This is a genomic window from Beijerinckia sp. 28-YEA-48, assembly GCF_900104955.1.
Taxonomy (GTDB): Bacteria; Pseudomonadota; Alphaproteobacteria; order Rhizobiales; family Beijerinckiaceae; genus Terripilifer.
In genome coordinates this window covers 1,072,322-1,097,950 of record NZ_FNSI01000001.1, presented here as the reverse complement: position 1 = coordinate 1,097,950, position 25,629 = coordinate 1,072,322, and the positions used below count along the sequence as shown (strand labels likewise).

At 61.5% G+C, this 25,629-nt stretch carries 26 protein-coding genes; 14 read left to right on the top strand and 12 right to left on the bottom strand.

From position 1 onward, the window contains the following. Window positions 1–7: 7 nt before the first annotated feature. Both BLW50_RS05215 and BLW50_RS05210 read right to left on the bottom strand, forming a co-directional pair. On the bottom strand, window positions 8–1,117 hold the full coding sequence (locus BLW50_RS05215; protein WP_170849996.1) for an SPOR domain-containing protein: 1,110 nt from the start codon (window positions 1,115–1,117) through the stop codon (window positions 8–10). 216 nt (window positions 1,118–1,333) lie between these two features. Continuing rightward, on the bottom strand, window positions 1,334–1,879 hold the full coding sequence (locus BLW50_RS05210; protein WP_139267475.1) for a DUF1190 domain-containing protein: 546 nt from the start codon (window positions 1,877–1,879) through the stop codon (window positions 1,334–1,336). A gap of 293 nt (window positions 1,880–2,172) precedes the next feature. On the opposite strand from BLW50_RS05210, the gene BLW50_RS05205 reads away from it, so the two are divergent. From BLW50_RS05205 to BLW50_RS05195, 3 genes are all read left to right on the top strand, one after another. After that, complete coding sequence (locus tag BLW50_RS05205) at window positions 2,173–3,132, top strand: Gfo/Idh/MocA family oxidoreductase (protein WP_090708729.1); 960 nt, start codon at window positions 2,173–2,175, stop codon at window positions 3,130–3,132. Window positions 3,133–3,339: 207 nt separating this feature from the next. Continuing rightward, the gene (ppa, locus tag BLW50_RS05200) at window positions 3,340–3,876 is read left to right on the top strand and encodes an inorganic diphosphatase (protein WP_090698452.1); all 537 of its coding nucleotides are present in this window, start codon (window positions 3,340–3,342) and stop codon (window positions 3,874–3,876) included. 92 nt (window positions 3,877–3,968) lie between these two features. Then, a complete protein-coding gene (locus BLW50_RS05195; protein WP_090698449.1) occupies window positions 3,969–4,937 on the top strand; it encodes a Bug family tripartite tricarboxylate transporter substrate binding protein in 969 nt (322 codons plus the stop codon). Window positions 4,938–5,059: 122 nt separating this feature from the next. On the opposite strand, the gene BLW50_RS05190 is transcribed toward BLW50_RS05195, so the two are convergent. The 3 genes from BLW50_RS05190 to BLW50_RS05180 form a co-directional block, all read right to left on the bottom strand. Beyond that, window positions 5,060–5,938: an intradiol ring-cleavage dioxygenase gene (locus BLW50_RS05190; RefSeq protein WP_090698445.1), complete on the bottom strand. Its 879-nt coding sequence runs from the start codon at window positions 5,936–5,938 to the stop codon at window positions 5,060–5,062. Between the two features lie 67 nt (window positions 5,939–6,005). After that, on the bottom strand, window positions 6,006–6,620 hold the full coding sequence (locus BLW50_RS05185) for a nuclear transport factor 2 family protein (protein ID WP_090708726.1): 615 nt from the start codon (window positions 6,618–6,620) through the stop codon (window positions 6,006–6,008). Window positions 6,621–6,663: 43 nt separating this feature from the next. Continuing rightward, window positions 6,664–7,389: an alpha/beta fold hydrolase gene (locus BLW50_RS05180; protein WP_090698443.1), complete on the bottom strand. Its 726-nt coding sequence runs from the start codon at window positions 7,387–7,389 to the stop codon at window positions 6,664–6,666. A 233-nt stretch (window positions 7,390–7,622) separates the two neighbouring features. Here BLW50_RS05180 and BLW50_RS05175 point away from each other — a divergent pair, with 233 nt between their 5' ends. From BLW50_RS05175 to BLW50_RS05160, 4 genes are all read left to right on the top strand, one after another. Then, complete coding sequence (locus BLW50_RS05175; RefSeq protein ID WP_090698440.1) at window positions 7,623–8,912, top strand: O-acetylhomoserine aminocarboxypropyltransferase; 1,290 nt, start codon at window positions 7,623–7,625, stop codon at window positions 8,910–8,912. A gap of 59 nt (window positions 8,913–8,971) precedes the next feature. After that, the gene (locus BLW50_RS05170; protein WP_090698435.1) at window positions 8,972–9,541 is read left to right on the top strand and encodes an NnrU family protein; all 570 of its coding nucleotides are present in this window, start codon (window positions 8,972–8,974) and stop codon (window positions 9,539–9,541) included. A 207-nt stretch (window positions 9,542–9,748) separates the two neighbouring features. After that, on the top strand, window positions 9,749–9,970 hold the full coding sequence (locus BLW50_RS30230; RefSeq protein WP_139267474.1) for a hypothetical protein: 222 nt from the start codon (window positions 9,749–9,751) through the stop codon (window positions 9,968–9,970). Window positions 9,971–10,121: 151 nt separating this feature from the next. Next, the gene (locus tag BLW50_RS05160; RefSeq protein WP_090698428.1) at window positions 10,122–10,655 is read left to right on the top strand and encodes a hypothetical protein; all 534 of its coding nucleotides are present in this window, start codon (window positions 10,122–10,124) and stop codon (window positions 10,653–10,655) included. 215 nt (window positions 10,656–10,870) lie between these two features. On the opposite strand, the gene BLW50_RS05155 is transcribed toward BLW50_RS05160, so the two are convergent. The 3 genes from BLW50_RS05155 to BLW50_RS05145 all read right to left on the bottom strand — a co-directional run bounded on the left by BLW50_RS05155 (window position 10,871) and on the right by BLW50_RS05145 (window position 14,330). Next, window positions 10,871–11,887 (bottom strand): LLM class flavin-dependent oxidoreductase, encoded by a 1,017-nt coding sequence (locus tag BLW50_RS05155; protein ID WP_170849995.1) that lies wholly within the window; start codon window positions 11,885–11,887, stop codon window positions 10,871–10,873. Between the two features lie 122 nt (window positions 11,888–12,009). Continuing rightward, entirely contained in the window at window positions 12,010–12,960 is a 951-nt protein-coding gene (locus tag BLW50_RS05150) for a helix-turn-helix domain-containing protein (protein WP_090698423.1), read from the bottom strand. 296 nt (window positions 12,961–13,256) lie between these two features. After that, complete coding sequence (locus BLW50_RS05145; protein ID WP_090698420.1) at window positions 13,257–14,330, bottom strand: COX15/CtaA family protein; 1,074 nt, start codon at window positions 14,328–14,330, stop codon at window positions 13,257–13,259. 212 nt (window positions 14,331–14,542) lie between these two features. Here BLW50_RS05145 and BLW50_RS05140 point away from each other — a divergent pair, with 212 nt between their 5' ends. Beyond that, a complete protein-coding gene (locus tag BLW50_RS05140) occupies window positions 14,543–14,761 on the top strand; it encodes a DUF2842 domain-containing protein (RefSeq protein WP_090698417.1) in 219 nt (72 codons plus the stop codon). Here the strand turns inward: BLW50_RS05140 and BLW50_RS05135 are convergent, their stop codons facing one another. Then, on the bottom strand, window positions 14,762–15,193 hold the full coding sequence (locus BLW50_RS05135; protein WP_210186037.1) for a MarR family winged helix-turn-helix transcriptional regulator: 432 nt from the start codon (window positions 15,191–15,193) through the stop codon (window positions 14,762–14,764). A gap of 160 nt (window positions 15,194–15,353) precedes the next feature. On the opposite strand from BLW50_RS05135, the gene BLW50_RS05130 reads away from it, so the two are divergent. Continuing rightward, window positions 15,354–16,613, top strand: a complete 1,260-nt coding sequence (locus BLW50_RS05130; protein WP_090698411.1) for an FAD-dependent oxidoreductase — start codon at window positions 15,354–15,356, stop codon at window positions 16,611–16,613. Between the two features lie 53 nt (window positions 16,614–16,666). Here BLW50_RS05130 and BLW50_RS05125 read toward each other — a convergent pair whose 3' ends face one another. Then, on the bottom strand, window positions 16,667–17,860 hold the full coding sequence (locus BLW50_RS05125) for an ABC transporter substrate-binding protein (protein ID WP_090698409.1): 1,194 nt from the start codon (window positions 17,858–17,860) through the stop codon (window positions 16,667–16,669). Between the two features lie 599 nt (window positions 17,861–18,459). Between BLW50_RS05125 and BLW50_RS05120 the strand changes: the two genes are divergently transcribed. From BLW50_RS05120 to BLW50_RS05105, 4 genes are read left to right on the top strand one after another with little or no spacing between them, the layout of a single operon-like run. Further along, complete coding sequence (locus tag BLW50_RS05120; RefSeq protein ID WP_090698407.1) at window positions 18,460–19,215, top strand: ABC transporter ATP-binding protein; 756 nt, start codon at window positions 18,460–18,462, stop codon at window positions 19,213–19,215. Then, window positions 19,208–19,951 (top strand): ABC transporter ATP-binding protein, encoded by a 744-nt coding sequence (locus BLW50_RS05115; protein ID WP_090698404.1) that lies wholly within the window; start codon window positions 19,208–19,210, stop codon window positions 19,949–19,951. The genes BLW50_RS05120 and BLW50_RS05115 overlap by 8 nt, the downstream gene beginning before the upstream one ends. Window positions 19,952–19,972: 21 nt before the next feature. Continuing rightward, a complete protein-coding gene (locus BLW50_RS05110) occupies window positions 19,973–20,839 on the top strand; it encodes a branched-chain amino acid ABC transporter permease (RefSeq protein ID WP_090698402.1) in 867 nt (288 codons plus the stop codon). A 1-nt stretch (window position 20,840) separates the two neighbouring features. Beyond that, window positions 20,841–21,803 (top strand): branched-chain amino acid ABC transporter permease, encoded by a 963-nt coding sequence (locus tag BLW50_RS05105; protein WP_090698401.1) that lies wholly within the window; start codon window positions 20,841–20,843, stop codon window positions 21,801–21,803. 270 nt (window positions 21,804–22,073) lie between these two features. Here BLW50_RS05105 and BLW50_RS05100 read toward each other — a convergent pair whose 3' ends face one another. Then, window positions 22,074–23,147 carry a hypothetical protein gene (locus BLW50_RS05100; RefSeq protein WP_170849994.1) on the bottom strand — a complete coding sequence of 358 codons (1,074 nt, stop codon included), beginning with the start codon at window positions 23,145–23,147 and terminating at the stop codon, window positions 22,074–22,076. A gap of 61 nt (window positions 23,148–23,208) precedes the next feature. Next, window positions 23,209–24,261 carry a polysaccharide deacetylase family protein gene (locus BLW50_RS05095; protein WP_090698398.1) on the bottom strand — a complete coding sequence of 351 codons (1,053 nt, stop codon included), beginning with the start codon at window positions 24,259–24,261 and terminating at the stop codon, window positions 23,209–23,211. Window positions 24,262–24,403: 142 nt separating this feature from the next. On the opposite strand from BLW50_RS05095, the gene BLW50_RS05090 reads away from it, so the two are divergent. Beyond that, a complete protein-coding gene (locus tag BLW50_RS05090) occupies window positions 24,404–25,555 on the top strand; it encodes a GNAT family N-acetyltransferase (protein WP_090698397.1) in 1,152 nt (383 codons plus the stop codon). Window positions 25,556–25,629 lie beyond the last annotated feature (74 nt).

Genomic DNA, 25,629 nt, shown 5'->3' with positions numbered 1-25,629 from the left:
ACGGAGATCAGTCCCGCGCGACGAAACAGCCGGCCCGGTTGGCCCGCAGCGAGGCGCAGATGGCATCGGCCTCATCGCGGGAGATTTCGGTCAGGCGCAAGCGATAGACGATTCGGTCACGTGGCTTGGCTGGGATGATTTCCAGCGGCCGTCCGTCCAATTGGTATGAAAAGCGATGCTGAAGCTTCTCGGCAAGGGCCCGGGCTTCATCCTCCGTGCTGGCGGCGGCGAGTTGGATCGAAACGCCGCCGGAACGGCCGAAACGGGCGCTATCGACCACAGTGGCCGGAGGCCGCTGATCCTGCGCCACGGGAGGCAGTGGATCGGGGGCTTTTGCGACGACACTCAGGTTGAGCGGCGCGTCCGGCGGCAACTGGACTCGGACGTCCACGTTAGCCGGCGCGGCGGAAGGGGTGGGATTCGAAGCCACGATCGTCGTCGGCTCCGCCCTAACCTCAACCTTAGCTGTTGACTTAACAATCTCGGGCTTGGCAGCCGCCAGCTTAGCAACTTCAGGTTTGGTCGTTTCAGGCTTGATGGTTTCCGGCTTGGTTTCAGGTTTGGCGGTGGCCACGACAAACGGTGTGGCGACTGGCGCGGGTCGGATGGTGCCGGTCGGCGTCGGGTCGACGATGCGGCCACGGGAATCGGTGGCGACCGACTTCACCGTCTTCGGTTCTGGAAAATAGACATTCGAGGCGACTTGAGCCGGTGCGGTCAGCGGCGTCGCCCCCACCGGGCCGGCCGGCGTTTCGACGCTAGCCCGGGCTGTTTTCTGCTGGATCGGCGGTGTCGTTCCGGTCTGGGCGACCTGCGTTTTATAACTTTGTGTCGGCGCGGCGATGGTCGGTGTCTCGCGGACGATTTCCGGCCGTTCGGTCGAAGCCAAAAACTTGGCGCCGACCACCGCACCCAGCGCGATCAGCAGCGCCCCCATCGACGGGTGCGCCAAGACCGACTTGCGCCGTTGCGCGGCGCCCGCCGGGGCAACAGCCTCAGATTCTATAGTAAGAGCGCTCTGGCTCGGCGGCACGGCGGCCGGAGCCGGCAAGGCGCGCAGCGCTGGCGCGCCGAAACGGGAGCGCAAATAGCGGAATTGCTGGCTGAACTGGCTCATCTCTCGCATTCCAATGACGCGGCCGGTGGAATGTGCCGGGCCGACTGTCGGACTGGCGTTCCCTCACAGGACGCCAGCGAGATGAGCGTGGGCGAATATGGTAAACAAAATCTGAAATTCAGCGATATGTGCGACCGCTCCAGCGGCCGAGGCAAAAGCAGAAACCTCGCCTCAATCCTTAGGACTTCGGCGCATCTATTTGGAATAAATAATATTTCAAGGCAAAGTCTGACGCCACTGATCCGGACCGTCACCTGGATTGCGATAGAGCGGCGTCACCGCCCAACCATTCGCGGACGCCACCGGCATGATCGCCATCATGGCTGGAATGAACTTGTTTTGCCGATTGGCAATGGTCGAGCGACTGGCAAGCGCGCAGCGCCCCGCACCATGGTTGCGCTCGCAGGCCTCGCTCGTCTCATAGGCCGGCGCTGTGTTCGCATGCTGAATGAGCCCTTGGCGCCAAAGCTCTGTACAATCGTCTATTTTTGCCGAACCGAAAGAGGCGCATTCGTCCGGGCTGCGCAGCACTTTCCCGTCGATGGATTCCGCCGAGAGCAGGCTGAAGTAGGCCCAGCCAACCAACAGAACCGCGGCCACGGCCCCGCCGATGATCATCAGGCGGGTGCGATTCTGTTCGTCGAACACATCGGTCATGCTGGCGCCGACCCGCGCCCCGCTCTTTGCTGTACGAACCGGCGGAGCGGCGACGCCCCCTGGCCGGCGATTACCAAACTGCTTCTCACCCTGCGCTAGTGCCACGACGCAGAACCCCAAACTCTCTTCCGGAACCACCGCCCGGCTCGCCCCATTCCTAGGCAGCTAAAGTTAAGGGAGAGATACCTTAACGGATGTAATTCGAGCGATTTCAATGAGCGCAAACAGAGTGTAAACGACCCAAAATGCAGACGCGGCGGATGGGAACCGGCATTCCTATTTCGGCCCCGCCATGCTATCCGGCCGCCTGTAACTCCGGCCGAAGGGAAAACCAGGACTTTTCGCAAGTTACGATCGGTTTTCCCGTAACGGCTCTCTGCCAAAATGAGGAAATGACAATGAGGTTTTGCATCAGCGGCAATGGCGCGATGGGCGTCGCCCATCTGAAAGCCATCAAGGCGATCGAGGGCTCTCAGGTGACTGTGCTGCAAAGCCGCACCCAGGAAGGCACGGAAAAGACTGCTGCCGAATATAATGTCCCCGTCGCCCTGACGAGTTTCGAAGAAGCGGTCAATCGCAAGGACGTCGACGCCGTCATCATCACCGGCCCGACCCAGGTTCACGCTGACCAGGCCGAAATCGCCATGCGCGCCGGCAAGCACGTGCTGATCGAAATCCCGATGTGCGATTCCGTCGCCGATGCCGAGCGCATCGTCCGCGTCCAGAAGGAAACCGGCGTCACTGCCATGGCCGGCCACGTCCGCCGCTTCAACCCCAGCCACCAGCTGATGCACCAGAAGCTGCAGAAGGAAGGCGTCGTCCTGCAGCAGATGCAGGCCCACACCCATTTCTTCCGCCGCACCAATATGAACGCCCTCGGCCATGCCCGTTCGTGGGTCGACCACTTGCTGTGGCACCACGCCTGCCACACCGTCGATCTGTTCTCCTATCAGACCGGCGAAAAGGTCTCCGAGGCCTATGCGGTCCAGGGCCCCTATCATCCGGAACTGAAGATCGCCATGGACATGGGCATCATCATGAAGACGCCGAAGGGCGCCATCTGCGTGCTGTCCCTCTCCTTCAATGACGAAGGTCCGATCGGATCGCCCTACCGCTATATGTGCGACAAGGGCACCTGGGTCTCCTTCTACGACGACCTGACCGACGGCTTTGGCAAGAAGATCGATCTCACGGGCGTCGCTCCGTCGATGAACGGCTTCGAGAACCAGGACCGTGAATTCATCGCCGCGATCGAGGAAAAGCGCGTCCCGAACTGCTCGGTGGCCGAAGCTCTTTCGACCATGCAGACCCTCGGCAAGCTCGAGGACCAGCTCATCAAGATGAACGGTAAACCCTGATCATTTGCCCTGATTCAGGGCCGGCCTTGCGACAGAAGAAGCACTTGCCACAGCTGTCGTGATGCCACTACTGGTCACCTCACTGTCATCCCGGACGTCTGCCCGCAGGCGATCCGGGATCTTGCGCGTCAGGCATGGCGCCGAGGCCGTCAACAACATACCCTCCCCGCGCCCCAAAGGGGCACGGGTCCTGCATATGGAACCATCATGAATCTTGAAGCCATCGCCATCGGCAAAAACCCGCCCCACGACGTCAACGTGGTCATCGAGGTCCCCATCGGCGGCGAACCGATTAAATATGAAATGGACAAGGAATCCGGCGCGCTCGTCGTCGACCGCTTCCTCTATACGGCCATGCGCTATCCGGGGAACTACGGCTTCATCCCCCACACGCTGTCGGAAGACGGCGATCCGTGCGACGTGATCGTCGCCAACACTCGCGGCATCGTGCCGGGCGCCATCATGAGCTGCCGCGTCGTCGGCGTGCTGCTGATGGAAGACGAAGCCGGCGGTGACGAGAAGATCATCGCTGTGCCTTCCGACAAGCTGACCCAACGCTATAAGAGCGTGCAGAACTACACCGACCTGCCGGAGATCACCCTGCAGCAGATCGAGCATTTCTTTCTGCACTACAAGGATCTCGAGCCCGGCAAATGGGTGAAGACCAAGGGCTGGGGCGATGCGGAAGCAGCGCGCAAGCTGATCGTCGAGGCGATCGAGCGGGCGAAGAAGAACAAGAAATAGCCGGGCGGGCATAACCCTCCCCTCCGCTTTCGTCATTGACCGATGGCAGGAAGCCTGTGATCCTCCCTCCCATAAGTTTCTGGGAGGGAACAATGAAACTCGCACGTATCGTGGCGATCCTAATTGCCGTTAGCGCCGGCCTGACATCGGTGCGCGCGCAGGACAATTACCCCGACAAACCGGTCCGCATCATGCTCGGCTTTGCTGCCGGCTCCGGCGCCGACATTCCCGCCCGCTTCCTGCTCGAACAGCTGCGCCAGATCACCAATGGCGCCACCTTCATCGTCGACAACCGGCCCGGCGCTTCGGGCAATATCGCGGTTGATGCCGGCGCCAAGGCAAAGCCCGACGGCTACACGCTGTTGCTCGCCTCCACCGCCACCACCGCCGGCAATACGGCGCTCTACAAGCCGGTGCCTTTCGACGTGAAGAAGGAATTGGTGCCAATCGCCGCGCTGCACGAGAACGGCTTCGCTTTGGCGATCGGGCCCGACAATCCCTCGAAGACCGTCGCCGAACTGACGCAATATCTGAAGGCCAAGGGCAAGCGCGCCACCTATGGCTGGGCGACAACCGTCGGCCTCGCAGGCTCCGTCGCCTATACCACGGGCGCCGGCCTCGACATGACGCCGGTCGCCTACAAGATCACGCCCGATGCGGTGCGCGACCTTTCCGCCGGCCAGATCGACTTCGCCTTCGTCGACACGCTCTATGCCAGCGGCCAGGAGCGACAGGGCAAAGTGAAACTCCTCGCCGTGACGACGGCGACGCCCAATCCGGCCATGCCGAATGTGCCGACCATGGACTCGCTTGGCTACCGCACCTCCGACACGACGCCGATCTGGGCCATGTGGGCGCCGGCTGGCACGCCGAAGCCGATCCTCGACAAGTTGGCCAACTGGTTCATGCAGGCGGCCGGCTCGAAAGCCTATGCCGACTTCCTGCTCAACAACGGCGGCGTGCCGGTGAAGGGCGACGCGGCGTTCATGACCAAGAAACTCGATGAGGCCATCACCGCCTGGAACAAGGTGGCTGAAGTAGCGAAGATCGATATCAAGTAGACGTGCCACATCTGCGCAGCAGATGATCCAGAGCGCGTGGCAGAGCGATCAACGCAGAAGCATTTGCCCCTGGATACCGGATCACGCCTTTGGCGTGTCCGGTATGACACCAAGGCTTCGGCTTAAGCCGCTTTCTTACCTTCCTTCGCCATCACGAAATCATAGGTGATGGTGACGAAGGGCTCGTTCATCACTTTGCCGTCGGGCGCTTTGCCTGGCGGATGTTCCTTATATTCGCGGATCAGCGATTCCTTGACGCCGAACACCGCATCGGAATCGATGTACTTATCGGTCGGATCGAAGATATGCGTCACCAGCCGGCGATGGCCTGGCGCCGTGAAGATGAAATGCAGATGCGCCGGGCGCATCGGATGACGCCCCTGCCCGCGCAGCATTTCGCCGACCGGCCCATCGGTCGGCACCGGATAACACGTCGGCTTGATCGACCAGAAGAAGTAACGGCCCTCGCTGTCGGTCTTGAAGCGGCCGCGACCGCCCGGACCGCCGAGCTTTTCCATCTGCTGCACGTCGTAAAAGCCATCGTCGTCGGAGTGCCACACATCCATCTGCGCATTGGCGAGCGGCGTGCCATCCTCCGAGCGCAAGGTGCCGTAGATATAAGCCGGCTCGCCCTTCATATTGCCGTGGATGTCATCGCCCATCTTGCAGTCGGGCATCTGCGCCGTCCAAAACGGCCCCAACACCGTCGACTGCGTGATGTCGCCATGCACCGGATGGTTGATGGAATCGACCAGGGTCGAAACACCCAACGTGTCCGAGAGCAAAACGAACTCCTGCCGCACGTCGTCGCAGATCTTGCCGGTGCGCGTCAGGAAGTCGATGGCAACCCCCCATTCGTCTTCGGTCGGACGCACGTCGCGCACGAAATCGTGCAGGTGTTTCACCAGCGACGTGCAGACTTCTTTCACCCGCGCATTCGGCGCATTGGCGAAACGCTCAATGACCGCCTGCGTGATGCTGTTTTCGTCGAGTTCGCGCATACTATCCCCTCAAGAAACGTGATCTCTCAGCGTATTTCTAGTCATGGCCCGATTAATCTTGGCCCGATTAATCATGGCCCCAAGACAGCGGCTTACCGGCGAGCCAGGCTTCGCCAGCGGCATAGAGCGCCTCGACCCGCTCGCCCTTCAGCCCCGGCATATTGGTCTTCACCGGAAAGCCGATCTTCGACTGGATATAGGCGAGATGCCGATAGCCCTCGGGAAATGAGTTGAGCAGCTTCTCGTCGAGCGGCACCTTCTCGCCGGCGCGCACCGGATCCATGCGGTCCTTTTCGTAGATCGGCTGACGCAGCACGAAGCCCCACTTGCCGTCGCGCTTCTCCAAGAAATCATAGAAGCGGCCGACGCAGACCACATCCACCAGGATGTCGTGCACCGTGTCACGTTGAGAGATGTGCATCTTGGTTTCGGCGATGGCGCGGTTGCCACGAATCTCCGACGTATGCGCGCCCTGCGAATGCAGAATGCTGACGCCAGCGGCCCAGGCTTTCTTGTTCATGGCGATGAATTCATCGCCGGTGCCCTGCGTCCAGGTGGCGAACATCTTGCCATCCGGATGCCAGACCGTGCGGAACTTCTCCCAATAGCCGGCGTCACGCCACAACACCCAATTGTCGACAAGCTGGCGCACGGCGATCCCGTCAAGCACGTCCTGATCCATATTCAATTCCATTTCCTCTTATTCAAAACGCTTGTTCCAAAAATCAAAGCCGCGCGGCCTTGGCAATCACCTCGGCCACCACGGGCGGATCCGTCAACGCCACCACATGGTCGTGCGGCAGGCGTTCGGCGAAGGCAAATTGCGGGTCCTTGCCGGCACGCTCATAGAATGGTGCGAAGACCGAAGCGGGGTTGGCGCCACACCAGACATAGACATAGTTCACCCCTTGCGGACGCTCATGAAACCCCTTCACCGGTTCCGTCATCGTCTTTGCCGGATGCGGACCGACGCGATCAGCGCATTTGGCAAGAAGGGCTTCATCGGTCACATTCCACTGTCGCGTCAGATTGGGCGGCGGCAACGGCTGTCCCGCCTGCTCCAGGTCACGTGCCCTCTGCGAGAGCGGGCTGTTCACGATATCGGCGAGCGACTCCCCATCCTTCGGATCGAAGGCGTCGAAATAGACCAATGTGCGAATACGGTCCTTGATGCGCGTCAAAACGCCATTGGCGACCATGCCGCCATAACTCCAGCCAACCAGGGTCACATCTCTGAGATCTTCCATCTCGATATGGCTGACGATGTCCTCGACATGGGTGGAAAGGCCGATCTCTGGACCAAGCTGATGCCGGCGTTCGCCAAGCCCGCTCATCGTCGGGGTCGTCACGTCGAACCCTTCGGCCCGCAGCAGCCGCGCCACGTCACGCCACACCCAGCCGCCGAACCAGGCGCCGTGCACCAGTACGATCGTTCCCTTGCCCTCTGCCAATCGTCCCCTCCTTAGAAGTGTTACGCGGTCTCTCGCGTCCCCGCTTCACGGTCAAGAGGCTGCAAACCTTTGCATCAAGACGCCCCGCCTTCCACCCGTCATCGCCGGCGGTTAAGGTGGCGAACCCAAAGGCAAGCCTTCACAAGGCAAAGGGATGCTGGCGATTGACGCCAGCCGCACGTTCTATAAAAAGAACAAATCGTCCTGTTTTATGAAATCCTCCGCGAGGTGCCATGACCGACACGCCTGCCGCCCCTGGTTTTTCCACCCTCGCCGTCCATGCCGGCGCCCAGCCCGATCCGGCCACAGGCGCGCGCGCCACGCCGATCTATCAGACGACGTCCTTCGTCTTCGATGACGTCGACCACGCCGCCTCGCTGTTTGGCCTGCAGGCGTTCGGCAACATCTACACGCGCATCACCAATCCGACCAATGCGGTGCTGGAAGAACGGGTGGCGGCGCTGGAAGGCGGCACGGCGGCATTGGCCGTCGCCTCCGGCCACGCGGCCGAATTCCTCGCCTTTCATGCGCTGATGCAGCCGGGCGACGAAGTGATCGCCGCCAACAAGCTCTATGGCGGCTCGATCAATCAGTTCAATCATTCGTGGAAGAATTTTGGCTGGAACGTCAAATGGGCCGATCCGGATGATCTGTCGACCTTCGAGGCGGCGGTGAGCCCGCGCACAAAGGCGATCTTCATCGAATCCATCGCCAATCCCGGCGGCGTCATCGTCGACATCGAGGCCATCGCCAAGATCGCCAAGCGCGCCCGCGTGCCGCTGATCGTCGACAACACCCTGGCGACGCCCTATTTGATCAAGCCGTTCGAGCACGGCGCCGACATCGTCATTCATTCGGCGACGAAATTCTTAGGCGGCCACGGCAATTCCATTGCCGGCGTTATCGTCGATGGTGGCTCGTTCGACTGGATGGCCGACAAGCGCTATCCGATGATCTCGGCGCCGCGTCCCGAGTATAACGGCATGACGCTCGGCGAGACTTTCGGCAATTTCGCCTTCGCCATCGCCTGCCGCGTGCTCAGCCTGCGCGATCTGGGGCCGGCGCTCTCGCCGTTCAACGCCTTCCTGGTGCTGACCGGCATCGAGACCCTGCCGTTGCGCATGCAGCGCCATTCCGACAATGCGCAGAAGGTGGCGGAATATCTGTCGGGCCATCCGGCGGTGAAATGGGTGTCCTATCCGGGCCTGAAGGGCGACCGCTATTACAATCTGGCGCAGAAATATTGCCCGAAGGGCGCCGGCGGCGTGTTCACCTTCGGCCTCAGGGGCGGCTACGACGCCGGCATTTCGCTGGTGAAGAACCTGCAGCTGTTCTCCCATCTCGCCAATGTCGGCGACACCCGGTCGCTGGTCATCCATCCGGCCTCGACAACCCATCGTCAGCTGAGCGACGATCAAAAGGTTGCCGCCGGCGCCGGGCCTGACGTCGTGCGCCTGTCGGTCGGGATCGAGGACGTGCCCGATATCATCGCTGATCTCGACCAGGCGCTGGCCGCGACCTAGGGCAAGTCGCGTTTCAAGAGAAACGCGATTTGCTTACACAACCCAAGGAAGATGACACCATGGCAATCCTGATCCTCGGCCTCGTTATCTTCCTGGGCGCCCACACGCTGACGACCCTGCGCGAGACTCGCGCAGGGCTCATCGCCCGTTTTGGCGAGAACGGTTACAAAGGCCTCTACTCCCTCGCCTCCGCCGTCGGCCTGGTCCTCATTGTCTATGGCTTCGGCAGCTATCGCGCGGCGGGCTATATCCCCGTGTGGGATCCACCGACCTGGACGCGGCATCTGGCGATGCCGCTCGTCTGGCTTGCCTTCATCGCGCTGATCTCCACTTATGCGCCGCCGGGCAAGATCAAAGGCTGGCTGCATCACCCGATGCTTGCGGCTGTGAAAATCTGGGCGCTGGCGCATCTGCTCGCCAATGGCGATCTCGGCGGCATCATCCTGTTCGGCTCGCTGCTCGCCTGGGCGGTGTGGGATCGGATCGCTGTGAAAAGACGCGGCGACTTCGGCGCTCCAGCCAGCGCCAGCTTCACCAAGGGCGACGCCATCGCCGTCATCGTCGGCACGATCGCCGCCGTGGCGATGGTCTACCTGCACCCCATCCTGATCGGTGTGTCGATCGTGTGATCGGTCGAAATACGTCTGAGGACGTCTTCCCTATGCCGAGGACGTCTTCCCTATGCCTATGCAATTTGCATAAATATGCCAGACGAACACAGATGGGAGTGGGGCTTTGAAACTTTCTTCTGCGGCCTGTGCGCAACTGTTTTCTTTTTCACAGCGTCGATGGGCCAGGCAGATATGCGTAGTGATAGCAAGGAGGCTAGCTCCGTCATGGCCGCCGTTAAAACCTGCGAGGCCAAGATTTCGCCGGACTTGCGACGCGACCTAGCTGTTAAGTTGCTGACCCATTGGAAAGAGCCATCAATGGTGAGCTACGTGGTCAACGAACAGATCGACGCGCTCGAGAAAATGCCGGCGGAAGACCGCGCCGCCATGTGCGAGGCAATCAAGATGCGTATCGAAGCGCTTGAGGCCGTGACAATCAAGAAGTGAAAAATCACACGTACCGCCGGAGACAAACCGTCATCCGCCAGCCCGCAGTGTGATCTCGTCTTCGGCGACGCATTGTCTCCCAGTACGGACCAAGTGTCTCGCAAAGATCAATGCGGAATTGATCGTAGCGTCCCGAAACAGGCAGAATAGAATGAGCGACGTCCTCAACTTTCCGTTCAAGCCCATCCGTATGTTGCTCTGGCTTTTTCTGTTTTTTATTCTCACCGCCGGCTTCCTCTGGATGGGATGGCTCTCGCTCAGTCCCCATTTCTATGACCATTCAAATGGTCGCTATGCTTGGTTCGGCGATCTGATGCACAGCGTCCCGGTTCCGCTGCGCGCTGGCTTCTGGGTTTTGATCGCGGCGGTGACGGCTCTGGGCGGTGTTGTCTTTCTGCGGCGCTGGCTCAGCGGCATCCCGCCACTGAGCTTGTCGGCGCAAGGCATCACCGGTTTCAGCAAAGGCTTCGGCCTCAAGCAGACGACCATTCCTTGGGCTGAACTCGGCGATGTCTCAGTGATGAAGTCCAACCTCACCATCGCCGGGACAGCGATCGACACAGGCGGCATCCGCAAACCGAAGCCACCGACGATCTCCTTCAACACCTCGATGATCGGCCAGAAGCCCAACAAGCTGCTGGAACGCATCGCGGACTATAGAAACAGTCTTTCGCAAGCCAAGTAAATCGGTGTCATGCCCGACGCCTGCAACACGAACCGCTTGCTCTCCGTCATTGCGAGGAGCGCAGCGACGCGGCAATCCAGGGGCGCGTGATATAGTCCCAAGAAGCGCCTGTGGCATAGGCATATCGGCGTCTAAGGCTCTACGCCTAGGCTCCTGGATTGCTTCACTCCGTTCGCAATGACGGAAAAGGTCGTCACCCCGCACGTCCCAAGACTTCACCGGCCATCAAAGCTCGGCATGACATGCTGGCTGAACAGTTCCACTGACCGGGTCGCCTGCGCCAGGCCCATGCTGCCGAAGGCGAACCAGGAGATCAGATAGTTGAAGCCGCCCTGCTCGGCTTCCTCATGGGCAAAGCGGCGCACGGTTTCCGGCGAACCGGCGCAGCCATTCTTCACCGCTTCCAGCTCGTCCCAGGTCTCGGGATAGAGATTCAGCATCGGCGTCTTCCAGCCATTATCGATCCACAGCTTGATGAAGCTGGCCCGCCAATGCTCGTAAGCCGGACGCGCGATGGCCTTGGCCTCCTCATCCGTCGGGGCGACGACGATGTGCCGGCTGACGCCCATCAGCGGCACATCTTCCGGCTTGCCGCCAGCGGCAGCCCATTCGCGGCGATACAGGTCCGTCATGGCGCGCACCTCCGCGTCGAGCGCCAGCGTCACGATGTTTATCCCCCGTCGCGCCGCCCAAGCGGCGCTCTCCAGGCTGCGGCCGCCATACCAAAGCTCCGGATAGGGTTTTTGATACGGCTTCATGGTCATCGGCACGTTGGCGAAGGAATGGTACTTGCCCTTGTAGGTCAGCGTGTCGGATTGAAAGCCCTGGAGCAAGATCTCCAGCGTTTCCTCATAGCGGCCCTGCTGTTCCTCGGCCGGCACTTCGTAAAACCCCATCTCGATCGACGAGGCGCCACGCCCGACGCCGAGCATCAAGCGTCCATGCGACATATGATCGAGCATGGCGACTTCTTCGATCAAACGCAGCGGATGATAGAGCGGCAGCAGATAGACCAGCGGCCCGATGCGCAGGCGGCTGGTGCGCTGCGCCACGGCGGAGAGCAGCACGGAGGGTGACGGCGCATAGCCGAGCGGCGTGCCGTGATGTTCGGCGACATGATAGCCATACATGCCGCAGCGGTCGTAGACCTCAGTCAGCCGCAGGCGATTTTCCAGATGGGTCGCCAGATCGACATCGCTGCAATCGACGTGGTCGAAGACTCCGAATTTCATCCCGGTCCTGCCTCTTTGGAACATGCGCCATCGAAATCACCGATAGCGGCAGGAAGCAGACTGAACGAAAACAACGGATGCCGCGCTGACAGAGCGGCAGACCGACCCGGACAAAGCGGCAATCAGCAGCGGGCGATCGCTCCCGCCCGATAGGCGCTGGGGGTCACGCCGAAACGCTCCTTGAAGCGACGGGCGAAATAACCGGAATCCTCAAAACCCCAGTGATGCGCCAGTTCGGTGATGGAAATAGCGTTCCAGCCCGGGTTGAGCAGGCAGCGCGCGCCTTCCTCAAGCCGCAGGCGCAGGATCTGCTGCGCGATCGTCTCGCCATCTTCGCTCTGTAACAGGCGCAGGTAACGCTGCGAGATGTTCAACGCCGTGGCGATCCGCGCTGGTGTCAACTCGGGATCGCGCAGATGGGTGCCAACATAGGCAGCGATCCGCCGGCGCCAGCGCTGCACTGAGGGCGAAACCGGCTCGGCCTGCGCCTCGACCTCGGCACAGGACGCTGAAATCAGTTCGAGCAGACCACGCGCCAGATTGAGCGACGGCGCCCGCCCTGCAGCGGCCTGGCTGGCGATCGTGCGCATGGTGGCGGCGATGCAGGCATTCAGATCCGCCCCGCCATCCATCACGCGGCCAACGACGCGCCCGACGTTGGGCAGGTGCGCCGACAGCAGATGATCCGGCAGACCGATAGCCAGCGCCGAGGTTCCCTGCTCGGCCCGGCAGCCAAACGGCGTATGGGCATCCAGCAACATGAAGTCGCCCGGCCGTGTCGTCACGTCGCGATCGCTGAGCATGAATTGCGCTTCGCCGGTCAAGCGCAGAAAAACCGTGAGAGACGTGCCTGTGGCATGGCGCGTCCGCGCGCGCGTGCGATTCATATGCACCGGCGCGGAGGTGAAGCGCGTGACGCGAAAGAGATCGTCGTACAAGATCTCCATGCGCCCGGCGAAGGCCTCGCGATCCATCGGCTCGATGTCGAGCGGATTGTAGAGGCTGGAACAGAGCTTGTTCCAGGCATCCAGCTTCGCGGCGGCGGCGACATCGACGGTTGAGAAAACTTGCATGTACCCTTTGCGCGCCGTTGCCGGACGCGGCAGTCCTACCCGGTGATCTTATCGTTTGATCATTCGCCGCGTGCCGCAATGTGTCAAGGTAGCTGATAAACACGTGGGCTTCGGCAACGTGTTCTGCCTGTCATCCCCGACGCCTGCGCAGCAGGCGAGCGGGGAACCAGAGCAAGTGGCAAAGCGCCTGCAAACACCTTTGGCCCGCTCACGCCTACGGCGTGTCGGGCATGACACCAAGGTCGAGCGCCCCTGAATCAAACTCTAAAGCAAAACCGCCAAACGACTTGAACGATTCAGGATTTCGCCGCCGCCAACCGCCGCCAATGCACGGTGGCGACGATCAGCACGCACATGGCAAAGCCCTGATGCGCCAGCGCCCAGCCGATGGGAATACGCCCTTCCGGAAACACCAGCAGCAGAGTGGCGATGCCGAGACCGGCCTGGACGATGACCATGGCCAGTAGCAGCCAGGCACGACCAGCGGCGAGCGAGCCGCGCAGCGCGAACGCATGCCAGAGCGCGATGGCGAGCAGTGCATAGGCCCACATGCGGTGCTGGAACTGCACGATGGTGACGTTCTCGAAGAAATTGCGCCAGGTCGGTTCGAGATCGGTGCGGAACATGAAGTTCGGTACGAAGGAGCCATCCATCAGCGGCCAGCTGTTGTAGGAGAGCCCGGCGCGCGAGCCCGCTACCAAGGCACCAAGCGCGATCTGCAACAATACGGCGATGAGCAGAATGAAGGCGGCACGCCGCGTCCACGCTGTCGCATCGCGATCACGCCGATCCGTCAGCCCCACCGCGATGGCGACCAGGGCGACGAGGGTGATCGAGGCGAGGATCAAATGAATCATCAGCCGCTCGGGAGCGACCTCGGTGCGCCCGGCCAAACCGGAAGCCACCATCCACCAGCCGACCGCCCCTTGCAGGCCGCCGAGCGCCAGCACCGCCGGCAGCTGCCAGCGCAATTTGCCCTTCACCTGGCCGCGTAGCCAGAACCAGGCGAGCGGCAGGGCGAAGGCGATGCCGATCAGGCGGCCAAGCAGCCGATGCGACCATTCCCAATAGTAGATGAACTTGAAATCGCTCAGAGCCATCGAGGGAAACATCTGAGAATACTGTGGAATCTGCTTATATCTCTCAAACTCTGCCAGCCACGCCGCCTCCGACAGCGGCGGGATCGCCCCCAGCACCGGCTTCCATTCGGTGATCGACAGGCCGGATTCGGTCAGCCGCGTCGCGCCGCCGACGATCACCATGGCGAACACCAGCAAAGCCACGCCCCACAGCCAGATCCGCATGGCGGTGGTGCCGCTCGACACGTCGGCGGCGGGGTGGACGGGCGAAGCGACCGTCTGAGAGGTCATGAGTGAATTCCGCGTGGAGACCGCTTTGCGACGGGACTAAAGTCAAACGCCACAAAAACGCGTCAAAACAAAGACATACAAGAGAGCAAAAGGCATTTCGATGGAAAAGCATTTTGCTTTAAAGCGCAGGGAGAGATAAGCCCTCGGCGCTTGGGCGTCCACGGACGTCACGTCGCACCTGAACTGGCCCCCAAATTGGACGATATTGGATCATGAAACGGCGGACGCGGAAACTGATCGGTGCGGCGGTGGTTCTGGCCTTCGTGGTCGTCTACGCGCTGCTCGTCATGGCGCTGGCGCAGGCGCGCATCTTCCAAGAGGCCAATGCGGTGCTGCGCGGCTTCGGCTACGCCTTCCTCGGCATCGGCTGGATCATCCCGATGTTCCCTTTCATCAAATGGATGGAAGGCGGGGGCGACAGCAAAAGCTGATTACGACGCCCCCAACCGCAGCCCACTAACCCGCGTGCGATTAGCGTCCTGCACCTCGCGAGCGTGCACGAGAAAGCGCCGGATCGTCTCCAGTTCCGCTGTCGTATAGCCGGCAAAGAACGTGTCGGCCTCGCGGATATAGACGCCCCAGATCGCGTCGAGCGCCTCCCGCCCCTTCTCCGTCAACTCCATCAGCACGCCGCGCCGGTCGTTGGGATCGGGGCGGCGGCGGGCATAGCCGGCGCGCTCGATGCGGTCGAGCGCCGTGGTCATGGCGCCGCGCGTCAGGCCGGTATACCGCGCAATGTCACCGGCCGCGACCGGGCCGTGGCGAACGATGATGCTTACGCATTTGAGGTCGGTCCGGTTGAGGCCGAGGGCGACCGCAGCCGTGTCGTCAAAGGCATCGGTCGCGTCCTGAAACAGCTCCATGGCCGTTCCGAGCGCCTGCATCAGTTCTTGCCGTTGTGGGTCTTGGCGTTGTTTGCTTGACATTCTGATAGTTTGATTATCTAATTATAAGATATTCATCATACCTCGCCCGCACCGCCGGGGCCAGTGGTTTCTCCGGCGGCTTTCTTGGGAGCCCGCTATGCTCGACATGCCTAACGCCTTTCCACCACCCGCGTCGCCACGCCATGTCCTGATTGTCGGCGGCGGCATCGCCGGCCCGGCGCTTGCCCTGTTCCTCGCCAAGGCCGGCATCCGAGCGACCATTTACGAAGCGCATGGCGAGCTGGCCAATATCGGCGGCGCCATCTGCATTGCGCCCAACGGCATGAATGTGCTTGCCCAGATCGGGCTTGCCGATCGGGTCGCCGATGCCGGCACGCCGATCACCAGCATGGCGTTTCACACCCCCAAAGGCCGCTTCCTCGGCAGCATGTCCTATGGCCGCACCAGCGGCGCCGGTCGCCCGGCCATCGCCCTGGCGCGCTCGACCTTTCAAGCGATGCTGCTGGCGGCTGCCGCCGAACGCGGCATTGCCATTCACTACGGCAAGCGCCTCGCCACCATCGACGATGATGGCACGCACGTGAGCGTGCGTTTCGAGGACGGCACGCAGGCGGACGGCGATCTGCTGATCGGCGCTGATGGCATCCGCTCGCGAGTGCGGCGCTGCCTCCTGCCCGATGCGCCCGAACCCGCCTTCACCGGCCTGACCGGCGCCGGCGGCTTCCTGCCACGCAGCCAGGTGCCGGCGATAGAACCGCGCGACGAAAACGTGATGCACCTATGCTATGGCACCGGCGCCTTCATCGGCTATGCCTGCGGCGATCGCGGCGCAACCGACGGCGCCTTCTGGTGGTATGCGCTCGCCCGCGAAACGCCACTCGACACCGACAGTCGCGCGGCGCTCATGGGCGAAGCCGGCATGCAGGCGCTTTTGCACGCAGGCAAGGGCTGGTCGCCAGAGATCCGCGCCATGCTAGCTGCAACAACGCGGGCGATCCCGCCGCTCGACATTTATGACATGCCCTCGCTGCCGCTCTGGTGGGCCGGCCGCGTCGCCCTGATTGGCGACGCCGCCCATGCGGTGAGCCCGCATTCCGGCCAGGGCGTTTCGATGGCTTTGGAAGACGCCATCATCATGGCGCGAGAACTGCGCGACGCGCCGGCCGCGCCGGAAATTGCCTTTGAAGCCTTCGTTAAGGCTCGGCGCGAGCGCACCGAAAAGGTGATCGCCTTTGGCCGCCTCAGCGGCAACAGCAAACGGCACGGCCCGGTGATGACCTTCATCCAGAGCTTGCTGATGCCGTTGTTCCTGCGTTTCGCTCCGAGCTTCGCCTGGGTCTACGATTATAAGGTGGCCTGGGACGAGACACGCTTAGAGGAAAAAACCGCCGCATAACAAAAGCCCGGTTCCAGGAACCGGGCTTTCGCGTTTCTCGTTTATCGCAGACCTTATTTCGTCAGCGGGCAACCGCTTTCGGCCGCGGTCGGATAGGCTTGGTCGCCCGGCACCGTGGCGAGCAGCTTGTAATAGTCCCACGGCTTCTTCGACTCGGACGGCTTCTTGACCTCGAACAGATAGACGTCGTGCACCATGCGGCCATTGGCCAGCACCTTGCCGCCGTTGAAGACATCGTCCTCGACCGGCATTTCGCGCAGCTTCTTGGCCACGATGTCGCTGTCCTTGCTGTTGGCCGCCTTGATCGCCTTGAGATATTGCAAGGTCGCCGAATAGGTGCCGCCCTGGATCATGCTCGGCATGCGGCCGGTGCGCTTGAAGAAGCGGTCGGCGAAGGCGCGCGAGCGATCGTCGCGATCCCAATAATAGGATTCCGTCAGCACCAGCCCCTGCGCCGCCTGCAGGCCCAGACCGTTGACCTCGGCAAGCGTCATCAGCAGGCCGGCGAGCTTCTGGCCGCCGGCGACAATGCCGAATTCGGACGCCTGCTTGACCGAGTTGATCGTATCAAGACCAGCATTGGCCAGACCGATGACTTTCGCCTTCGAGCTTTGCGCCTGCAACAGGAAGGAGGAGAAGTCGGATGAATTCAGCGGATGGCGCACCGAGCCCAGCACCTTGCCGCCCTTGGCCTTGACGATCGCCGTCGTGTCTTCTTCCAGCGAATAGCCGAAGGCATAGTCGGCGGTAAGGAAGAACCAGGTGTTGCCGCCCTGCTCGGTCAAGGCGCCGCCGGTGCCCACGGCCAGCGCGCGCGTGTCGAAGGCCCAATGGAAACCATAGGGCGAGCAGGCATCGCCGCTGATGCGTGAGCTTGCCGCGCCGATGACGATATCAATCTTCTTGGCCTGTTTGGTCAGTTCCTGCACGGCAAGCGCCACCGACGACGTGGTCAGTTCGGTGATCATGTCGACGCCATCGACATCATACCATTTGCGGGCGATGCTGACGGCAAGATCCGGCTTGTTTTGATGGTCGGCGGTGACCAGTTCGATCTTCTGCCCAAGAACCGAGCCGCCAAAGTCCTCGATGGCCATGCGGGCGGCTTCCACCGACCATTTGCCACCGTAATCGGCATAAACACCCGATTGATCGTTGAGGATGCCGATCTTGACGCCTTGCGCCCAGGCGGAACCGCCGAGCAACAGGCTGCAGGCAGCGACCGCGGACAAAAGTTTTGCTGTCATAAATCCCTCCAAGAAACGCCCCAAGACGCGCCGCGATCGATGGGTCTGGTCTCAGCCACCGATCAGGGTCGGGCGATTGAACCGCTGATCCGATAGAAAAGCCAATCCGATAGAAAAGCCCTGTCAGGTGCAATCAGACTTATTGCCAATTCGCAGGCCCGAATGGCCGTCATACGAAACATGGGTGGCAAGCTAAATTTCCCGCCCCAATCGTCCACAAGTAAGCCTCCCGCAAAAGGACCCAGACGTAAAGAGCATGACAGACCGCGCGGTAGCTCCGGCTCGGGGAATCCCGCAACAGGCGGAACCATAGAGATATCTTGCACTTGCCGATTTGGTCCTCCACACTGCCGGCATTCAGCGACAGGAGCCATCGCCGGGGCGCCCAAATATGAAGCAAGTTCATGTTTGCACGGCCCGCGCCGTCAGAAACCAGATCGAATTCGCTTTCAAGAACATTGCCGCCGAGGGACCCATGAAGGGAAGCATTGGGAGAGCGGCATGCGCAGCAAAGGGCATCCAGCCTGCCTAGGCACGGTTTGATGACATCGCACTGAGACCTTTCGCTGCGCTCCAGAGGACTGTTGGGAGAGATCTGATTGGCACAAGAGTATATTCTTGAGACGCAGGGACTGACCAAGGAATTCGCCGGCTTCGTCGCAGTCAATGACGTGAACCTGCGCATCAAGCGCGGCAGCGTTCACGCGCTGATCGGCCCCAACGGCGCCGGCAAGACCACCTGCTTCAACCTCCTCACCAAATTTCTGACGCCGACCCGTGGCCAAATCCTCTACAATGGAAAAGACATCACGGCGCTGAAACCCGCCGATGTGGCGCGCCTCGGCCTCGTTCGCTCCTTCCAGATATCAGCCGTGTTTCCTCACATGAGCGCGCTGGAGAATGTGCGGGTGGCGTTGCAGCGCCAGCACGGCAGCTCTTTCGACTTCTGGCGCTCCAAGACCGTTCTCGATCGTTTCAACGATCGCGCGCTGGAACTTCTCGACGATGTTGGCCTAAGCGCCTTCGCCCACACCCAGGCCGTGGAAATGTCCTATGGCCGCAAGCGCGCTTTGGAGATCGCCACCACTTTGGCGCTCGATCCCGAAATGATGTTGCTCGACGAACCGATGGCCGGCATGGGCCACGAAGACATCGACAAGATCGCCACGCTGATCAAACGCATCTCGGCGAAATATACCATCGTCATGGTCGAACATAATCTCAGCGTCGTGGCCAACCTCTCCGACAAGATCACCGTTCTGGCGCGCGGCCGCGTGCTGGCGGAAGGCAATTACGCCGATCTCACCAAGGATGAGCGGGTCAAGGAAGCCTATCTGGGAGCGGGTCATGTCTGAGACAGCCTTTTCCGCTCGGAACACGGCAAGCGCATCCGACACGGTGCTCTCCGTGCGCGGTCTCGAAGCCTGGTATGGCGAATCCCATGTGCTGCACGGCGTTGATTTCGACGTGCGCGAAGGCGAGGTCGTGACGCTCCTCGGCCGCAACGGCGCCGGCAAGACCACGACCTTGAAATCGGTGATGGGCATCATCCGCAAGCGCACGGGCTCGGTACGCTTCCACGGCCAGGAGATCGTGCGCACCTCCTCCGACAAGATCGCCCGCCAGGGCATCGCCATCTGTCCGGAAGAACGCGGCATTTTCGCCAGTCTCGACGTGCGCGAAAACCTGATGCTGCCGCCCATGGTACGGCCCGGCGGTCTGTCGCTGGAGCAGATTTTCGAACTCTTCCCCAATCTGAAGGAACGGCTGAACAGCCAGGGCACGAAACTCTCTGGCGGCGAGCAACAAATGCTGGCCATCGCCCGCATCCTGCGCACCGGCGCGCGCTTCCTAATGCTCGACGAGCCGACGGAAGGCCTGGCACCGGTCATCATCCAGCAGATCGGCGCCACCATCGCTCGCCTGAAATCAGAAGGCTTCACCATTCTACTGGTCGAACAGAATTTCCGCTGGGCCTCGACGGTGGCCGATCGCTTCTATGTCGTCGAGCACGGCAAAGTGATCGACGGCTTCGACAACGCCGAGCTGCAAGCCAATCTCACGAAGCTGCATACCTATCTCGGCGTTTGAACCGGCACTCAAGAGAGACAGATGTCCCAAGCCCTTTACGCCCAGTTGCTGATCGGTCTGATCAACGGGTCATTCTACGCGCTTCTGAGCCTTGGGCTCGCCGTCATCTTCGGCATGCTCAACATCATCAATTTCGCCCATGGCGCGCTCTATATGATGGGCGCCTTCGTTGCCTATTTCCTGCTCGAATATGGCGGCCTCGGCTATTGGTGGTCGCTCCTGCTCGCGCCCATCGTGGTCGGATTTTTCGGTATCGTGCTGGAACGCACCATGCTGCAACGGCTCGCCGGGCTCGATCAGCTCTACGGCCTGTTGCTGACCTTCGGTCTGGCGATGATCATCCAGGGCCTGTTCCAGAATTATTTCGGCGCCGCCGGCCTGCCCTATGCCATTCCTCCGCAGTTGCAAGGCGGCATCAATCTCGGCTTCATGTTCCTGCCGATCTATCGCGGCTGGGTGGTGATCTTCTCGCTCTTTGTCTGCCTGCTCACCTGGTTCATGATCGAACGCACGCGGCTTGGCGCCTATCTGCGCGCGGCGACCGAAAACCCTACCCTGGTGCAGGCCTTCGGCATCAATGTGCCGCGCATGATCACACTCACCTATGGCCTGGGCGTCGGCCTCGCCGCGCTCGCCGGCGTGCTGTCGGCGCCGATCAATCAGGTACGCCCCCTGATGGGCGCCGATCTGATCATCGTCGTCTTCGCCGTCGTCGTCATCGGCGGCATGGGCTCGATCATGGGATCGATCATCACCGGCTTCGCCCTCGGCGTCATGGAGGGACTGACGAAATATTTCTATCCCGAAGCCTCCAACACCGTGGTCTTCGTACTGATGGTGCTGGTGCTGCTGATCAAGCCGACGGGACTCACGGGACGGACCAACTGACATGACATCGATCGCAGAAAAGACCGCCCCCGCCCATCGCCCGCGTGACGAGAACATCGCCTTCATCATCATGGCGGCGGTGCTGGCGATTGTCCCCTTCACCGGCATCTATCCCTATTTCGTCATGCAGGCGCTGTGTTTCGCGCTGTTTGCCTGCGCCTTCAATCTGCTCATCGGCTATGGCGGCCTGTTGTCGTTCGGCCACGCCATGTTCTTAGGCACGGCAGGCTATGTCACCGCGCATGCGCTCAAGGTCTGGGGCTTTGATCCCTTAGCGGGCATCGTCCTCGGCGTGCTCGCCTCCGGCGCGCTGGCGGTCCTCACCGGCCTCGTGGCGATCCGCCGGCAGGGCATCTATTTCGCGATGATCACGCTGGCACTCTCGCAGCTGCTCTATTTCATCTATATCCAGACGCCGTTCACCCATGGCGAGGACGGTATTCAAGGCATCCCGCAGGGCAAGCTGCTCGGCTTTATCGACCTGTCCCAGTCGCTGACACTCTATTATTTTGTGTTGATCGTCTTCCTGCTCGCTTTCCTGCTGATCTTCCGCATCATCAATTCGCCTTTCGGCGAAGTGCTGAAGTCGATCCGCGAGAACGAACAACGGGCTATTTCGTTGGGCTACCGGGCCGAGCAATACAAACTCATGGCCTATATTCTCTCAGGCGCCCTCTCCGGCCTCGCCGGCGGCCTCAAAGTGCTCGTCGCGCAAACGGCTTCGCTCACCGACGTGCACTGGTCGATGTCCGGCGAAGTGGTGCTGATGACCCTGCTCGGCGGCCTCGGCACGGTGTTCGGCCCCGTGGTCGGCGCCTTCATCATCATCACCATGCAGCAATATCTCGCCCAGTTCGGCCAATGGGTGGTCGTAATCCAGGGCGTGATCTTCGTGATCTGCGTGCTGACCTTCCGCCGCGGCATCGTCGGCGAGATCGCGAATTACTTTAAGCGTTCGCTGTAGCTGGTAGGCCCCTGAGAGACACTCCGATGAAGCAGCTTACGTTCCCAGATGCTCCAGGATGGTCATTCGTTGTCGACGAGATATCGGCAAACGTTTTTCATGCAGCAGGACACGATCTCAGTGGACATGCCGTCGAGAAGACGGGAACAGATCCCGATGAATTGATTGAGTATTGTTATCGGCGAGCAAAAGAAATAGTCAAAGAAACAATAAGCTCATAGTATTTAGTCGCCCCTGCGTTCCCCATCATCGGCGAGATAGCCCATTACTTTAAGCGCTCGCTGTAGCGCTCACCCGAGGCGACGACACCAGCCGAAGCAGCGACGTCATCACCGTTACGGTGATGATGAGCAGCCCGCCATTGAGTTGCCATGGCAGACCAAGAAGGTCGGTCAGCAATTCGCCGCCAACGCATAGGGCTAATTGCAACAGACACAGCAGCAGCCACACAGCCGCAGGTGCCATCACCGGCTCACGCGTCAACTGATCCGCCGCTCTGCCTGCAACGGGCTTTCGTGCATAGGCAAAGACAAACAACACGATCAACGGCACGAGCAAAATCCATCGCGCGACAACGAGCCCCCACGTCGACAGGGAGAAACCCAGATAGAACAATGTCGCAATGTACCCCGCCGCGACATTTGCGAGGAGCGGCGGCCAAATTAACGCCTGGACCGATTGCCTTTTCTCTTGCTCGCCACGTCCCCTCGTCATGACGACATTGGCCACAACCACAGCGGCGCTCGCGATCAGCACGTAAGCGATGCCCATCAAAATCTGCGGTGTGCCCATGGCCCCATTCCGCATCACCATGATCGCGGTTGCCACCTGCGGCGCGAGGCCTGCAAGAAGCGGCGCGATCCAAAGCAACCAGAAGCCGTTGCCCAGACCGGGCAGCACAATGCGATCGGCAAGCCAAATCAGCAGGAGCGTCCCACCGACCAAGGCTGCGACACCGGCCAGCACGAGGCCGCCTTCGTCCGCCTCGAACAATCCCGCGCGTTGCATGGCGATAAGGACGCTGCCCCCCTGCACAGTGGCAAGAACCAAGGCGAGCGTCCGTAGGATACGATCCGTCTTGCTGGGTGCGGCCGCCTGCCGTTGGTCCAACTTCGGAAAGAGCAGCTTAGCGACCTCGAAGACGATGAGCACCGTCAAAACTGGCGTCAGGCCCAGCGCCATGATGGAGAAGCGGAGCGCGTTGCCTCCAGCCCCGACAGCTATAAGCTTATCGACGTCCAGTCCCGGCAACGGAATCTTGCTGCCCAGTGCGTAAATCATCAAAACACCGATGATAACAGCGACGTGCCGCCAGGGCCGTTCAACCGTCTGCACCTGTTCCATGTCCGATGATCCAGAATCCATCACTGCGCGAGCGTAACCGCAGTGCAGCGCAAAGACCAGTTCAAGCCGCGTTGACGCGCCTGCCTCGATTCCACAGCGCGAAGGGCGCGCCAGAAAGCAGCACTTCAAGAAACGTCCGGTCCTGCCAATTGCCGTTCACCGACAGGCGCGGCAGCGCCGTCAGATGAGCGGCGTGGTCTGGAAACAGCATGCCAGGCCTTGTCGTCACCGCGCTGGCAAAACCCAGCTCCGCCGCAAGCGCGAATTCGCGCGGCCCTGCCGAAGTCGGATCGCCCACCGGATAAGCCAGGTGGCGCGCCGGGCGGCCGATCTCGCGTTCGATAATGGCGCGGCTGTCGGCCAGTTCACGCCGCACCAAGGCGTCATCGTGCTTGGCCAGCATCGGATGGGTCAGCGTGTGAACGCCGATCGTACACAGCGGATCGGCGGCCATCTGGCGCAAGCCGTCCCAGTCGAGGCACAGGCGCTCGACAATGGCGGCAGGAGCGATGCCGGCGCGCTCGGCCAGCCCCGCGATCCGATCAAGCAGGTCTTGCTCCGAGCCCGAGCGCAGCGGCCAATAGAGCGCGCGGAAGGCAGCAGCTTTTTCCGCATCGCTCCGACACTCCAGCGTCAGCCGCGTGCCATCGATCTCCACCTCGATCCGGTCCAGCGCGCGGATCGCCTCTTCCAGCTCCACCCACCACAACCGCGCTGTGCGCTCGGCGAAGCCGGTGGTCACATAGAGGGTGAATGGCGCCTGATGGCGGCGCAGGATCGGTAACGCATGCTCAAGGTTGTCCTTATAGCCATCGTCGAAGGTCAGCACGGCGAACGGCCGCTCCTGGGCCCGCCCCAGCCGTTCAACAGCCTGATCCAGGCTGACGATGTCAAACCCTTCGCCGCGCAAGGTTTCGATCACCGTATTCAGAAATTCCGGCGTGATCTCCAAAAGCCGGTTCGGCGCGAAGCTCTGCCCCGCCCACGGCCGCACGTGATGGAACATTAAGATCACGCCCGATCCACGGGCAAAACGCGCCGCCCGATGCAGTCCGGTGGCCCGAAACACCGCGAAACCGGCGGCGATGGCCTTTTCCTTGACGCTCGCGCGCATGACAGATCCCGAACCCGAATTCTACACCAGCAATAAGCCCGCATTGACAATTGCGGTCTATTTTCACAGTCCATCATAGACGGCAGTTACGAACAAATCGTCGCGACGGCCCGTCGCGCAGCCACACAAGAGCATCGACAGCGTGAGCATCCTTCCCCGCATCGAGATTTACGACGATCCGGCTGACGTCCTCGACGCCTGGGCCGAACTGGAGGCGATCGCGCCCGCGTCCGTTTATCAGACGCGGCGCTGGCTGCTGCCGTGGATCGAGACCGTCTGTCCCGCCGCCGGCATCCGCCCGTTGCTGATCCTCACCCGCGACGCTAGCGGTTCGCCGCTCATGCTGCTGCCCTTCGGCATTCAGAAGGTCGGCGGCCTGAGGCTGGTGCAATTCCTGGGCGGCCGCGATTCCAACGCCAACCTCGGCCTCTACCGGCCTGGCAGCGAACCGCCGCGCCATATCCTGACCGCCATCCTGATGCAGGTGGCGCAGGCCAGCCCGCTGCGGCCTGACGCCTATGTGCTGGCCAATCAGCCGCTCACCTGGGAAGGCCGGCCCAATCCCTTCGCCGCCCTGGCCCGACAAGACAGCCCTAGCTTCTGCTACTCGACCGCGCTTCATCATGATTTCGACTCGTTCGCCAAGGAACGGCTCTCGTCGGACGCACGCAAGAAACAGCGTTGGAAACTGCGCAAGCTCGAGGAGCTGGGCCAGGTCACCTATCGCAAGGCCACGACCGCCGAGGAAATCGAGAAGGTCATCGGCACCTATCTCGCGCAGAAGCGCGCCCGCTTCGCGCAGATGAACATCGCCTCCGACATGCACAACAGCGTTGCGGTCGCGTACTTCCGCCGCTCCTGCCTGCCGCAAGGCGATGAGGCGCCAGCGGTCGAACTGCACGCCCTCTATCTCGACACGATGATCGTCGCCATCTACGGCGGTGGCGTGCATCGCGGCCGCTTCCACGGCATGGTCAATTCCTTCGACATGGATCCGATGATTGCGCGTTCAAGCCCCGGCGATCTGCTGCTGCAACGGCTGATCGAAGCCAAATGCTACGACGGCCTAACGCGCTTCGATCTTGGCATCGGCGAGGGCCGCTACAAAAGCGCTTGGTGCAACGAGGCCGAACCCTTGTTCGACACGCTGATTGGCCAAAGCGGCGCCGGCCAGGCTTTCGTGCTGATGGAAAAGACCCGCCGCCGCGCCAAGCGCCTCATCAAGCAGAGCGAGTGGGCCTGGCCGATGGCGAAACGCCTGCGCGCCTGCCTCGGCTTTCTGCGCAAAAACTGAAGCGGACGCGCTTCATTAGAAAAGCGATCCGCCTGCATCTTCTATTCCGCCGAAACGCCAGAGCTTGCTCGAAC